The following is a 12,553-nucleotide window of genomic DNA, read 5'->3' as shown; positions in this document are numbered from 1 at the left end:
AAATTCTGCTGCAGGGCACAAAAGGCAATGAAACGTAGCAAACCCGTCCAGGTGCTGGACGATACCGACCGGCGCATACTTCGCCTGTTGCGCGAGAACGCCCACCTTACCACACAGGACATAGCCGACAAGGTCGGGTTGTCCCAGACGCCATGCTGGTCGCGGATCAAGCGGATGGAAGAGGCCGGGGTGATTTCGGGCTATGTCGCGTTGCTGGATGCCGAAAAGATCGGCCGGCCTTTGTCGGTGATCATCGAAATCAATCTGGAACAGCACGATGACGAGAAGATCGAGGCCTTCTCTCGCCATCTGGCGCAACAGCCGGAAGTGACCGACGCCTATCTAACGACGGGCGAATACGACTATGTCATCATCGCCGCGGTCGAGGACACCGAGGATTACGAGGCTTTCCTGCGCAAACGCCTGCTGAAGTTCCCCGGCATCCGCCACGCCCGCTCGACCTTCTGCCTGCGCCGATTAAAGCGTGATGCGTCACCCTATGTGTGAGACCGGCTATTCTGACTCTGCAGGGAGAACCAGATCATAACTGGTACTGCGCCCACCGGCTTCGCCGCGTCTGAGCATCCCTTTGCGGATCAAATCATCGATATCCCGGTTGGCGGTGTCCTGAGAGCTTTTCGTCAGCTTCGCCCACTTAGACGAAGTCAACTTTCCTTCAAACCCATCCAGGAGACGGTTCAGCATCTGTCGCTGCCGGTCGTTGAGGGAATGATCTCTGGCGACTTGCCAGAAATGCGCTTTGCTCATGACAGCGCTTAAGGTCGTATCCGCCAGATCAATCGCACGTGCGAGGCAATTCAGAAACCACAGCAGCCAATCTGTTATGTCCATATCGCTGCGCTGCGTCTTTTCCAGCATGTCGTAATAGTGTTTCCGGTCGGAACGAATCTGCGACGACATACTATAGAAGCGTTGCGCACTGCCCTCTGATCGCGCCAGCATCATGTCGGCAATGGCCCGAGCTATTCGTCCATTACCGTCCTCGAAGGGATGGACGGTGACGAACCAGAGATGGGCGAGACCGGCTGCCAGAACCGAGTCAACATCCTTCTCCCTCTCGAACCAGATGAGAAAGGCGCGCATTTCCGCGGTAAGACGATCTGCATCCGGCGCTTGAAAATGGACATGCTCGCGGCCGATGGGACCCGAAACCACCTGCATGGGACCATTGGCGTCGTCACGCCAGGCGCCAACGACGATTTTCGACATCCCGCTGTGTCCAGTGGGGAAAAGAGCCGAATGCCAACCGAGTAAGCGCGACTCTGTCAGGGGCTGCGCATAATTTTGCGTCGCGTCGAGCATCATTTCGACGACACCGTCAACGTGTCTCTCGGATGGAATGAGGCCGGCTATGTCCATGCCTAGCCTGCGGGCTATGGAGGAACGCACCTGATCCTTGTCCAGATACTCACCTTCTATATCGCTCGACTTGACCACGTCTTCCGTCAAGGTATGTAACACGGCGTTCGCCTTGAGGCGAAAACCGGCATTTTGCATTCGACCAATAAGTCGTCCCTGTCTGTATCTAACGTCAGCGAGACGTTGATTCAGATAGCCTCTCTCCCAAGTGAAATTCGGCCATTCCTTAAGTTCGTGTATGTACGTCATAACCTCTGCACCATATGCGGAGATTATGACATACAGACCTGTATATTACCAATACTATTATCCGCAAATTTTGCGGATAATAGTATTGGTAATCTCCGCAAGCCTGCTTTCTAATGAAAGTCCCGCGATTTCACCAAAATGACCGGTGACTGGGCGGCACGGCTGCCGGTGCGCTTCAAGGTGCGCGGGTCAGGCCCCGGTTCGCCATGGCGGAACTCGTCGCCACGGCTGTAGGGCATGGGAAAGGCGTCCTCGCGCTCACTGACACTGTCCAACTGCTCCGACAGATCGATCAGGCGCCGCGCCACCAGATGCACCACCTCCCCCTCCTTCTGGATCTGGCCGCTGATCGCCACCATGCGCGAAGTCAGGATCAGCCGCCGCTGTTCTTCGTACAGTTTCGACCAGATGACCGCATTGACGATACCGGTCTCGTCCTCGATCGTCATGAAGGTGACGCCCTTGGCCGTGCCTGGCCGTTGCCGCACCAGCACCATGCCGGCGACCAGTGCGTGGCTCTTGTCCTTGCGGGCATTGGCGTCTTTGCAGGTGACTATGCCGCGTTCAGTCAGTTCGCCGCGCAGGAAGCTCACCGGATGAAGGCGCAGGGACAGGCCGACATGGCCGTAGTCCTGGACGACTTCGCTGCCGGCCGTCATGGTTTTCAGCACCACAGCCGGTTCATGGGTTTCAGGGCCATCGAACAAGGGCAGACGCGTGTCGCGCATCCCCTTCAGCGCCCACAGGGCCTCGCGCCGTGACTGACCCAGGGAGGGGAAAAACGCATCGGCTTCGGCCAGGGTAACCAGAGTCGAAACCGGCAATCTGCTATTCAGCCAAACTTCACGGATAGAACCGTAGCGGTCCTCGCGCGCCGCCACCAATATCCCCGCCTCGTCCTGGGACATGCCTTTCACCATACGAAAGCCTAGCCGCACAGCCAATTTTCCGGACGTGCCTGTCCCTTCCAGGCTGCAGTCCCAGCGTGAGGTATTGACGCAGACCGGCCGGACATCGACGCCGTGTTCGCGGGCGTCACGCACCAGTTGCGCCGGGGCATAGAAGCCCATGGGCTGGGAGTTCAGCAGGGCACACAGAAAGACGTCGGGATGGTGGCACTTCATCCACGACGAGGCATAGGCGATCAGGGCGAACGAGATGGCATGGCTTTCCGGAAAGCCATAGGAACCGAAGCCTTCCAGTTGGTTGATCAGCCGTTCGGAAAACTCCGGCGAGTAGCCGCGCCCGATCATGCCGGCATACATCTTGCCGCGAAAATTCTTCACGCCGCCGGTGTGCTTGAAGGTCGCCAGGCTGCGGCGGACATGATCGGCCTCGTCATCGGTAAAGCCGGCGCAGACCACGGCCACCTTCATGGCGTGTTCCTGAAACAGCGGCACGCCGAAGGTCCGCCCCAGGATATCCTTCACAGCGTCATTGGGGTAGTCGATAGGCTCCAGACCATGCTTACGGCGCAGATAGGGGTGAACCATGTCGCCCTGGATCGGTCCCGGCCGGACGATGGCGACTTCGATGGCGATGTCGTAGAAATTGGCCGGCCGCAGGCGCGGCAGCATCGACATCTGAGCCCGGCTTTCGATCTGGAAGACGCCGATCGTATCGGCCTTGCAGATCATGGCGTAGGTGGGCTTGTCGTCGGCCGGAATGCCGGCCATGGCCATCTCGACACCCTTATGCTCAAGCAGCATATCGAAGCTCTTTTTCATGCAGGTCAGCATGCCCAACGCCAGGCAGTCGACCTTCATGAATTTCAGCACATCGATATCGTCCTTATCCCATTCGACGACCTGACGGTTCTTCATGGCGGCCGGCTCGATCACCGCCAGTTCGTCCAGCCGGTGGCGTGTCAGCACGAAGCCGCCGGGATGCTGCGACAGGTGGCGCGGCGCATTGACCAACTGCTTGGCCAAGTCGATCGTCAGGCGGATACGGCGGGCATCGCGCTTGATGTTCAGGCCTTCGAGGTGCTTCTCATCGACGTCGGTAGACCAATGACGATACTGCTGCGACAGGGTTTTTAGTACGTCCTCGGGCAGGCCCAACGCCCGGCCGACATCACGTAAAGCGCCGCGTGTGCGGTAGCGGCTGACGACGCTGACCAGGGCGGCATGGTTGCGGCCATAGGTCTCGAACACCCACTGCATGACGATCTCGCGCTTGGCGTGTTCGAAATCGACATCGATGTCCGGCGGTTCGTTGCGATTCTTCGACAGGAAACGCGCGAACAGCAAATCGTACTTGGCGGGGTCCAGTTCGGTGATCCCCAGCACGTAACAGACCGAACTGTTGGCCGCCGACCCGCGCCCCTGACACAGGATCTTCTGAGACCGAGCAAAGTAGACGATGTCGTGGACGGTCAGGAAATAGTTGGCGTAGCCCATCTCCTCGATCAGATCGAGTTCGAAGCGCAACTGCTTTTCGACCTTGACCGGGACACCTTCGGGATAGCGTGTTTCACAGCCCATCCGGACAAATTTCTCCAGGGTCTGCTGCGGCGTCAGGTGGGGATGCGATTTTTCGTCGGGATACTGGTAGTCCAGTTCCCCCATATCGAACGGACAGCGATCCAGAATTTCGCGCGCCCGTAGAATAGCGTCCGGGTAGGCCTTGAACAGCCGTGCCATCTCGTCCGGGGTTTTGAGATAGCGGTCGGCATGGCGTTCGCGGCGGAAGCCGGCCTCGTCGATGGTGCAGTTGTGGCGAATGCAGGTCACCACGTCCTGCAGGATGCGCCGCGACCGGTCATGGTACAGCACATCGTTGGTCACTACGGTCGGCACGCCGGCGTGATCCGCCTGTTGCGACAGTTCATACAGACGTAAAGCGTCGTTGGGACGCCGGCGCAGGGTCAGGGCCATATAGGCACGGTCGCCGAAAACCGTCTTCAGACGGCGCAGGTTCGCAGCGCAGGTGTCATCGGCCATGTCGGGCACCAGGACGGCGATCAGACCTGCGTTCCAGGTTTCGACATCGCTCCAGTCGAGATGGCACCTGTTCTTGCCGGCCCGGCCCTTGCCCAGGGATAGCAGGCGGCACAGATGAGAATAGGCCGTCTTGTCGGTCGGGTAGACCAGCAGCGAGGTCCCGTCCGTCAGGTCCAGCCGGCAGCCAACGATCAGCCGCACGCCGGTGATCTTGGCCCATTTATGCGCCTGGACGATGCCGGCCAGGGAGTTGCGATCGACCACGCCCAGGGCGTCGATGCCCAGTTCCGCAGCCCGGATGAACAGCTCCTCCGGGCTGCTGGCGCCGCGCAGGAAGGAGAAATGGGTCATGACCTGCAGTTCGACATAACCCGTCATGCGAACATCCCGTGCAGGAACCATTTGTGCTTGTCGGGATCAGCGTCTTCGCCGTCGCCATTGCGGAACAGCCACAGGCGCTCACCGGTATCCAGTTCGACACGGAAATAGTCGCGCACGGCCCATGTTTCGTTGTCGTGCTTCCACCATTCACCGAAGATGCGTTCCGGCCCGTCGGCCGAGACCACCCGATGACGGGCGCCGCGCCAGGTCAGGGCTCCGGGGGGATGATCGGGCAATGCCGCCAGGAGCAGAACCGGTTCGGGGCGACGAAAAAGCCGGATCGGCCGCGGCCAGTGGGCCGGCCAGCCATTGTCGGTGGACGTCAGAGGCGATGTCCGCCGTACCGACCGTTCCGGGACATCGCTTTCGATCGCGGTCAGGCGATAGATCCGTTCGCCACCGATGCGGTTGCTCAGGATATCGACCAGGCTGGCCAGGTCGGGACCGGCCTCTTCGTGGCTGCTGGTCTGGGTCATGACCAGGGGTTCGGCCAGGGTGGCGATCAGGCGCATGCGCTCGATGCCAAAGCCGGGATCGACGGTCTCGATCTTGTCGCACAACAGCCGCGTCAGGCGAGCGGTATCGCGCACCGGTTTGGCAGTGCCGACACGAATGGCTTCGATACGGCCGTCGACGCGGACGAAATACAGATCCAACTGCCGCGCCCCCTCCCCGCGCGCTTCCAGGGCATCGCATAGTTCCTCCGTCAGTTTCGCCGTATAGCGCGCCAGGGTTTCCGGCGCCCCGATCGGCTCGAAAAACACCCGTTTGACTTCGGTAACATCGGGTAGATCGACCGGATCGACCGGTTCGGCCAGATAGCCGAACATCTGGTCCAGCCGCCGGCTCAACTCACGGCCGAAGCGATGGACCAGAGGCGCGCGCGGTTGTGATGCCAGGTCGCCCACCGTCTCGAAGCCCAGCACGCACAGGCTTTCGACCAGGTTGAGCGGCAGACGCAGAGCAGCGGCATGCAGGTTGCGGACGACCTTGGCGCTGTCGCCAGGCGGTATAATCACGGTCGGACGCGCCACGAACCGCGCCAGGGCATGGGCGGCGCCCCAGGTGTCGGCGATAGCGGCGGTCGCTTCGATGCCTTGATCCGACAGCCGGCGGATCAGGCCGTCCAGCAATACCGCCTCGCCGCCATGCAGGTGATCGGCGCCGGTGATATCCAGGATCAGGCCGTCGGGCGGATCGGCGGCCACCACCGGCGAATAGGTCTGCAGCGCCCAGCCGGCCAGGCGTTCCAGGGCGTCGCGGTCGCCGTCCGGATTGGCGTTATAGACAGCCAGGTCCTCGACCAGGGCCTGGGCCTTGGTCAGGGGCATACCGACGCGCAGACCGGCCATATGGGCGGCGCGGTCGGCGGCCGTAACCACGCGGCGACGGCCGTCCATGCCCTTCAGCACCAGCGGCGCCTCAGGAGGCGGCGCGGAAGCCGTCGCGTCGTGCCGCCACTGCCGCCGCAGCCGATCGGTCGGCCAGCGGGGCAGATAGAGCGAGACCAGCCTGGCCATACCTTGCCTCCACATCGAATTCGGCGGCATCTCCGCCCTTGCAGCGCAGCAGTTCCAACCGCCAGCGCGCCGTGCCGATACCGGCCACCGGCAGGGCGTGCGAACGGGCGGATGCGATGCGCCAGCGCGTCACCGCCGCCGTCGGCAGGCCGAATTCGGCGGCTTCCTTGACCTTGCCCCAGCGCCGCAGCGCCAGGGCCAGGGTACGGGTGTTCTCGGCGGCCAGTTGCAGCCGCCGCGACGCCGTCAGCGACAGGCGCGACACCTCGGCCACCACAGCCCCCAGGCCGCCATGGCGCAGGGCCTCCTCGCAGCACAGCAGAACGCTTTTCTCATCGCCGGCTTCGACACAGATGACGCGCTGCGGATCCAGTCCCGCTTGGGCCAGGCCGGGCGCGAACAAATCGGCCTGGGTCAGACACCACAGCACATGGCCTTTGGTGCGGGCGGCAATGCCGGCGACGAACAGCGCCGCGGCGGCGCCGTCGACCACGCCCTGGTCGCGGCCGGCCACTTCATGCAGGGCGCCCAGGGTCAGCCCGCCGCCGGGTAAGCGGGCGTCGATCCGTTCGATGCCGAACGGCAGCACACCGGCGGCGCGTCGGCTGCCCTCCAGCAGTTGGACGTGCCGACGCAGCGCTTCGAGATTTTCGAACGCAGGTTTCGCCATTGGGACCACTCACCATCCTCCGATTTCTTCGGAAATATGTTCTTGTTTTGTTCCAAAAATGGTCAGGAGTCAAGGCGGATAAATTGTTGAAGCGATTCAGGATAATAGCTCTTAGTGAGGTTCCACCTGGGTTCGATGCGCCGAAATACAGGAGATCACCCCGACGCAGATCAGCACAAAGGCGGCAGCTTCGAGCACCGTCGGCCATCGCTGTTCCCAGACAAAGCCATAGATCAGGGCGAACAGGGTTTCGAACAGGATCATCTGGCCGACCAGGGTCAGGGGCAGCAAACGGCTCATCCGGTTCCACAGGGCATTGCCGACAATTGAGGCCACCACCGCAACACCGATGGACACGCCGGCAAACCGCATCCAGGCGGCGGCATCATGATGGGTATGATCGAGGACCAACGCCACCGGAATCAGCAACAGCGCCTGGGCGCCAGTGACCACGCCGGTCAGCAGGTTCCAGTCCTGGGCCGACACAGCGCCAAGTTTTTCCAGCCAGTGGCGGTTGCCGACGGCATAGATCGTCCACGACACCAGCGCCCCGACGGCGCAAAGCAGCCCTACCAACTGCGTGATCGGCGACTGCGCGGGGACCGCCAAGGCCTGCCAGCCGATGCAGACGGCGCCTGCGGCGCAGCACAGCAAGGACGGCAGCAGGCGCATCAACGGCACGGCGCCGTGGGCGCGGCTGCCGATCAGGGTCACCGCCACCGGCAGGAAACCGATCACCAGCGAGGTCATGGCGATGCCGCCCATCTGAACGGCCGACGACAGGAAGATATAGTAGAGCGTGTTCCCCGCCAGGGCCAGCCAGGCGAGCGCCAGCCATTCCCGCCCCGTCATGGCTGCTCGCAAAACCTGCCAGCGCGGCGCGATCAGCAGCACGGAGATGACTCCATAGGCAATATAGCGGCCGATCGTCAGCAGCAACGGGCTGAAGTCCTGCGCCAGTTCCGGAGCCAGGAAGACCAGCCCCCACAGGGCACCGGCGCCCATGCCGCAAAGGATTCCAAGCGTGGTTGAACTGGCCTTGGACAGCATCAGCCGTCCTTTGCCACCGTCTCCAGGGCCACCGTCTCCAGCGCCAGCGCATGCAGAGGGCCGCTGAGCAGGTCGGCCAGGGCGCGGTTGACCAGTTGATGCTGGCGCACGCGGGCCAAGCCGTTGAACGCCGCCGACACGATGCGCGCCTTATAGTGGTCGCCGTCGCCGGCCAGGTCGGTGATGGTCACCTCGGCATCGGGAAAGGCCGCTTCGATGCGCGCCTGCAATTCGCTCTGGGCAATGGCCATGTCCGGCTCCTGTCGTTTCGCGTGCTCTTAAAGCCTTTTGCCCACGCTGGCCAGCCTGACACCGAACTGTCACAAAAGAACTTCGTTCTCACCGCGACTCACGCCATAGGGGCCGCGAACCGGTCTCGCGTAAGACGTGATTAACCATCCGATCTTATAGGGTTAAGAGATCAGTACAGGGAGTATTTTTGCATGCGTAGGTTCCACCGGACAGCCCGGATTTTTGCCTTCAGCACCCTTGCCATGGCCGCCGCCGTTCCCGCCCTGGCGCAGCAGGTGCCGCCGGAGGTCCAGGCGCGTATCGACGCCATGCAGGCCCAGATCGACTCCCAGCAAAAGCAGATCGACTCTCAACAGAGCGAACTGGACGGACTGAAGGCCGAGGTCGCCAAGCAGTACGGCGCCCCCGTTCCGGCAACGAAGGTTGCCGCCGCCCCCATCCCGGCTCCCGCTCCGGTGCCACCCCAAACCGCGCCGGTCACCATCAAGAACGGCACGCCGACCATTGCCTCGACCGACGGCGCTTTCAGCGTTGCGTTCAAAAGCGTCTTCCAGTTCGATGCCGCCAGTTATAATCAGGACAAGGACCTGGGGGCATCCGTAATCGGCCGCGACCTCAATTCCGGCACCAATTTCCGCCGCGCCCGGATCGGCATGGTCGGCAAGCTGTTCACCGATTTCGACTACAATATCACGCTGGATTTCGGCGGTTCCGGCGCCGAGGATGTCGGCCGTTTCCACGAAGCCTGGCTGCAATATTCCGGCTTCAAGTCGGCCAAGCTGCGCATCGGCGAGTTCGCGCCCAATGTCGGCCTAGGCGATGCCGGTTCCACCATGACGTCGCCGTTCATGGAGCGCGCATCTGTTTCAGACATCCAACGCAGTCTGGCGGCCGGCGATACCCGCATGGGTGTGGCCGCCTTCAATGCCCACGACCGCTGGCTGTGGTACGTGTCTTTGACCGGTAACACGCTCTCGACCCTCAACACCCAGGCGGCCAGCTTCACCGGCGCCAGTAGCGACGAGCAACTGGGCTTCACCGCCCGGGTGGCGGGGACGCCGTTCAAGGGCGACGGCTGGCTGGTCCATGCCGGCATCAACCATTCGGCCATCATCAACCCGGCCGATGCCGGCGCCGCGGCGGCCACGCGTTATCCGGTGCAGTTCCGCGACCGCCCGGAACTGCGGCTCGACAGCACGCGCCTGGTCGATACCGGCGCCGTCAATGCGCAATCGGCCGCTATCACCGGCGTCGAACTGGCCTATCAGAACGGTCCGGTCTTCGTTCAGGGCGAATCCTTCAGCCTGAACATGGAGCGCTTCAATCCGGCCTCGGGCGTTACCGATCCCAACTTCGCGGGCTGGTATGTCGAAGGCGGCTGGGTGCTGACCGGGGAATCGCGCAAGTACAACACCGTCACCGCGGCCTTCGACGGCGTGACGCCCAAGGCCAATTTCGACCCGAAAAAGGGCCAGTGGGGCGCCTTCGAACTGGTGGCGCGCTATTCGACCCTGAACCTGGATTATCACGCCGACGCAGCGCTGACGGCCGATCGCATCCGCGGCGGCAAGCAGGACATCACCTCGCTGGGCCTGGGCTGGACGCTGAATCCGGCCATGCGCTTCATCTTCCAGGGCCAGGACGTAAAAGTCGACCGCCGCAACAGTTCGGGCGTGCAGATCGGCCAGGATTATACTAGCTTCGCGGTGCGGAGCCAGTTCGGCTTCTAACACTTCCGGAGCCTATCCATGAAACGCGCGCTGCTTGCCCTGGCATTGACGATCTGTGCCGGTTCAGCGAACGCGGGCGATGTCCAGGTAGCGGTAGCGGCCAATTTCACGGAACCGGCCAAGGCGATCGCGACGGCCTTCCTGAAGAAGACCGGCCATACCGTCACCCAGAGCTTCGGGCCGTCGGGCGGTTTCTACAGCCAGATCCAGCAGGGCGCGCCGTTCGAGGTCTTCCTGTCGGCCGACGCCGAACGCCCGACGCGGTTAGAGGCCGAGGGCCTGGGCGTCAAGGGCACGCGCTTCGTCTATGCCTACGGCACCCTGGTACTGTGGAGCGCCAAGCCCGGCTTTGTCGACGGCAAGGGCGCGGTGCTGAAGGGCAAGTACGATCACCTGTCGATCGCCGATCCGGCCGCTGCGCCGTACGGGGTTGCGGCGGTGGAGACACTGAAGAAAATGGGGTTGTACGACCAGGTGGCGCCGAAGATCGTCAGGGGTACCTCGATCGCCCAGGCCTATACCTTCGTTTCGACCGGTTCGGCGGAACTGGGATTCGTCGCCCTGTCCCAGGTGATTAACGAAAAAGGTGGTTCGCGCTGGGTGGTGCCGAAAGCCTACTATACGCCGATCGATCAGCAGGCCATCCTGCTGCAGCCCGGCGCCAAGGATCCGGCCGCCAAGGCCTATCTTGACTTTTTGCGCAGTCCCCAGGCCATTGCCATCATCAAATCCTATGGCTACGAGGTGAAGTGATGATCGATCATATGGGCATCCGCGTTTCCGACCGCGAACGCAGCAAAGCGTTTTACACCGCCGCCTTTGCGCCCCTGGGCTATAAGCTCGTGCTGGACGGCCCTTGGGGCAGCGGTTTCGGCGTCAACAAACCGGATTTCTGGCTGGCCGATGGCGAGCCGAAGGACTATCTGCACGTCGCCGTGAAGGCCGAAAACCGCGCGGCGGTCGACGCCTTCTATGAAGCCGCCATGTCCGCCGGCGCCAAGGACAATGGTCCTCCGGGCATTCGCGAACACTATCATCCCAACTATTACGGCGCCTTCGTGCTCGATCCCGACGGGCACAATATCGAAGCCGTCTGTCACAAACCTGAATAATGACCGGTCTGGGGGATACCATCGTCGTCACCATCAACCTGGCGGCCGTGACGACGGTCTGCCTGGTGGTGCTGGCCACGCCCCTGGCGTGGTGGCTGTCGCGCGGCTCGGGTCTGGTGCGCGATGTCGTCACGGCCGTGGTCGCCTTGCCGGTGGTGTTGCCGCCGACGGTGCTTGGCTTCTACCTGCTGGTCGCCATGGGGCCGAACTCGCCGCTGATGGCGGTGCTGCAGCCCTTCGGTATCCGGACTTTGAACTTCAGTTTCGCCGGGCTGGTGATCGGGTCGATCCTCTATTCGCTGCCGTTTGCCGTCCAGCCGATCCGCAACGCCTTCGAGGCGATCGGCGCGCGCCCGTTCGAAGTGGCGGCCACATTACGCGCCTCGCCGTGGGACGCCTTCTGGAGCGTCGCCCTGCCCCAGGCCCGTAAAGGCTTCCTGACGGCGGCCCTGCTGGTCTTCGCCCATACGGTAGGCGAGTTCGGCGTGGTGCTGATGATCGGCGGCGCTATCCCGGGCAAGACCGAGGTGGTGTCTATCCGCATCTTCCAGATGGTGGAGCAACTGAACTTCGCCGGCGCGCACCTGCTGGCCGGTGGGTTGATGGTGTTCGCCTTTGTGGTGCTGCTGGCCCTGCTGGTGATCGAACGCCGTATCGGGAGGGCTGTGCGTGATTGAGGTCTCGCTCTCCGGTACGGTTGGTGGATTTGCGCTCGATGCGGCGTTTTCAGTTCCCGCGCAGGGTGTCACCGCCGTCTGGGGACCGTCGGGCTCAGGCAAGACCACCCTTCTGCGCGCAATTGCCGGACTGGTTCGCCTGAACGGCCGGGTGAAGATCGGTGACGCGGTGTGGCAGGACGGCGCCCGGTTCGTTCCTGCCCATAAACGCCGGATCGGTTATGTCTTCCAGGAACCGTCCCTGCTGTCGCACCTCAGCGTGCAGGGCAATCTCGATTATGCCCGTTATCGGTCGGGTGCGTCGGTCGATTTTGATCGCGTGGTGGAACAGACAGGCATTGATGGCCTGCTGGGCCGCGGCGTGGCGAAGCTGTCGGGAGGCGAGCGCCAGAGGGTGGCCATCGCGCGTACCCTGCTGTCGGCGCCGGACCTGCTTCTGATGGATGAGCCCCTGTCCAGCCTGGACGGCGACGCCAAGGCCGGGTTGATCCCGGTGATCGCCGCGATCGGCAAGACCTTGCCGGTTCTGTATGTCAGCCACGACGCTTTCGAGATCGAGCGCCTGGCCGACCGGGTGTTGCGGCTGT

The 12,553-nt window shown here is 62.7% G+C and carries 12 protein-coding genes; 6 read left to right on the top strand and 6 right to left on the bottom strand.

Translation table 11 applies throughout. The annotated features are described in order from the left end of the window. Nucleotides 1-27: 27 nt before the first annotated feature. Nucleotides 28-507 carry an Lrp/AsnC family transcriptional regulator gene (locus tag ABAC460_RS42600; RefSeq protein ID WP_023454943.1) on the top strand — a complete coding sequence of 160 codons (480 nt, stop codon included), beginning with the start codon at nt 28-30 and terminating at the stop codon, nt 505-507. 6 nt (nt 508-513) lie between these two features. Here ABAC460_RS42600 and ABAC460_RS42595 read toward each other — a convergent pair whose 3' ends face one another. From ABAC460_RS42595 to ABAC460_RS42570, 6 genes are all read right to left on the bottom strand, one after another. Next, nucleotides 514-1,629, bottom strand: coding sequence for a Fic family protein (locus ABAC460_RS42595; RefSeq protein WP_031237296.1), 1,116 nt, complete (start codon nt 1,627-1,629; stop codon nt 514-516). A gap of 110 nt (nt 1,630-1,739) precedes the next feature. After that, nucleotides 1,740-4,952 (bottom strand): error-prone DNA polymerase, encoded by a 3,213-nt coding sequence (locus ABAC460_RS42590; protein WP_023454941.1) that lies wholly within the window; start codon nt 4,950-4,952, stop codon nt 1,740-1,742. Continuing rightward, nucleotides 4,949-6,475: a Y-family DNA polymerase gene (locus ABAC460_RS42585; protein WP_023454940.1), complete on the bottom strand. Its 1,527-nt coding sequence runs from the start codon at nt 6,473-6,475 to the stop codon at nt 4,949-4,951. Before ABAC460_RS42585 ends, ABAC460_RS42590 begins: the two co-directional genes overlap by 4 nt. After that, nucleotides 6,378-7,145, bottom strand: a complete 768-nt coding sequence (locus tag ABAC460_RS42580; RefSeq protein ID WP_023454939.1) for an ImuA family protein — start codon at nt 7,143-7,145, stop codon at nt 6,378-6,380. The genes ABAC460_RS42585 and ABAC460_RS42580 overlap by 98 nt, the downstream gene beginning before the upstream one ends. A 111-nt stretch (nt 7,146-7,256) precedes the next feature. Beyond that, nucleotides 7,257-8,195 (bottom strand): DMT family transporter, encoded by a 939-nt coding sequence (locus tag ABAC460_RS42575; RefSeq protein WP_023454938.1) that lies wholly within the window; start codon nt 8,193-8,195, stop codon nt 7,257-7,259. Further along, complete coding sequence (locus ABAC460_RS42570) at nt 8,195-8,446, bottom strand: BolA/IbaG family iron-sulfur metabolism protein (protein ID WP_023454937.1); 252 nt, start codon at nt 8,444-8,446, stop codon at nt 8,195-8,197. The genes ABAC460_RS42575 and ABAC460_RS42570 overlap by 1 nt, the downstream gene beginning before the upstream one ends. Nucleotides 8,447-8,638: 192 nt before the next feature. Between ABAC460_RS42570 and ABAC460_RS42565 the strand changes: the two genes are divergently transcribed. From ABAC460_RS42565 to ABAC460_RS42545, 5 genes are all read left to right on the top strand, one after another. Next, nucleotides 8,639-10,177 carry an OprO/OprP family phosphate-selective porin gene (locus tag ABAC460_RS42565; RefSeq protein WP_031237293.1) on the top strand — a complete coding sequence of 513 codons (1,539 nt, stop codon included), beginning with the start codon at nt 8,639-8,641 and terminating at the stop codon, nt 10,175-10,177. 18 nt (nt 10,178-10,195) lie between these two features. Then, on the top strand, nt 10,196-10,930 hold the full coding sequence (gene modA, locus ABAC460_RS42560; protein ID WP_023454935.1) for a molybdate ABC transporter substrate-binding protein: 735 nt from the start codon (nt 10,196-10,198) through the stop codon (nt 10,928-10,930). Next, nucleotides 10,930-11,289 (top strand): VOC family protein, encoded by a 360-nt coding sequence (locus ABAC460_RS42555; protein WP_023454934.1) that lies wholly within the window; start codon nt 10,930-10,932, stop codon nt 11,287-11,289. The genes modA and ABAC460_RS42555 overlap by 1 nt, the downstream gene beginning before the upstream one ends. Then, nucleotides 11,289-11,966, top strand: a complete 678-nt coding sequence (modB, locus tag ABAC460_RS42550; RefSeq protein ID WP_023454933.1) for a molybdate ABC transporter permease subunit — start codon at nt 11,289-11,291, stop codon at nt 11,964-11,966. Before ABAC460_RS42555 ends, modB begins: the two co-directional genes overlap by 1 nt. Continuing rightward, nucleotides 11,959-12,553 (top strand): ATP-binding cassette domain-containing protein (locus ABAC460_RS42545; protein ID WP_023454932.1); only part of this gene is annotated, 595 nt, incomplete at its 3' end. The genes modB and ABAC460_RS42545, both read left to right, overlap by 8 nt.

The organism is Asticcacaulis sp. AC460, assembly GCF_000495795.1.
GTDB lineage: Bacteria > Pseudomonadota > Alphaproteobacteria > Caulobacterales > Caulobacteraceae > Asticcacaulis.
Note: the sequence above shows the minus strand (reverse complement) of the source record. Positions and strands in the feature narration are given on the sequence as shown.

What these genes read in the sequence shown, in the direction of transcription:
- ABAC460_RS42595 (WP_031237296.1), bottom strand. Translation starts at nt 1,629, where the DNA reads ATGACGTACATACACGAACTTAAGGAATGGCCGAATTTCACTTGGGAG.
- ABAC460_RS42570 (WP_023454937.1), bottom strand. Translation starts at nt 8,446, where the DNA reads ATGGCCATTGCCCAGAGCGAATTGCAGGCGCGCATCGAAGCGGCCTTT.
- ABAC460_RS42580 (WP_023454939.1), bottom strand. Translation starts at nt 7,145, where the DNA reads ATGGCGAAACCTGCGTTCGAAAATCTCGAAGCGCTGCGTCGGCACGTC.
- modB (WP_023454933.1), top strand. Translation starts at nt 11,289, where the DNA reads ATGACCGGTCTGGGGGATACCATCGTCGTCACCATCAACCTGGCGGCC.
- ABAC460_RS42555 (WP_023454934.1), top strand. Translation starts at nt 10,930, where the DNA reads ATGATCGATCATATGGGCATCCGCGTTTCCGACCGCGAACGCAGCAAA.
- modA (WP_023454935.1), top strand. Translation starts at nt 10,196, where the DNA reads ATGAAACGCGCGCTGCTTGCCCTGGCATTGACGATCTGTGCCGGTTCA.
- ABAC460_RS42565 (WP_031237293.1), top strand. Translation starts at nt 8,639, where the DNA reads ATGCGTAGGTTCCACCGGACAGCCCGGATTTTTGCCTTCAGCACCCTT.
- ABAC460_RS42585 (WP_023454940.1), bottom strand. Translation starts at nt 6,475, where the DNA reads ATGGCCAGGCTGGTCTCGCTCTATCTGCCCCGCTGGCCGACCGATCGG.
- ABAC460_RS42590 (WP_023454941.1), bottom strand. Translation starts at nt 4,952, where the DNA reads ATGACGGGTTATGTCGAACTGCAGGTCATGACCCATTTCTCCTTCCTG.
- ABAC460_RS42575 (WP_023454938.1), bottom strand. Translation starts at nt 8,195, where the DNA reads ATGCTGTCCAAGGCCAGTTCAACCACGCTTGGAATCCTTTGCGGCATG.
- ABAC460_RS42600 (WP_023454943.1), top strand. Translation starts at nt 28, where the DNA reads ATGAAACGTAGCAAACCCGTCCAGGTGCTGGACGATACCGACCGGCGC.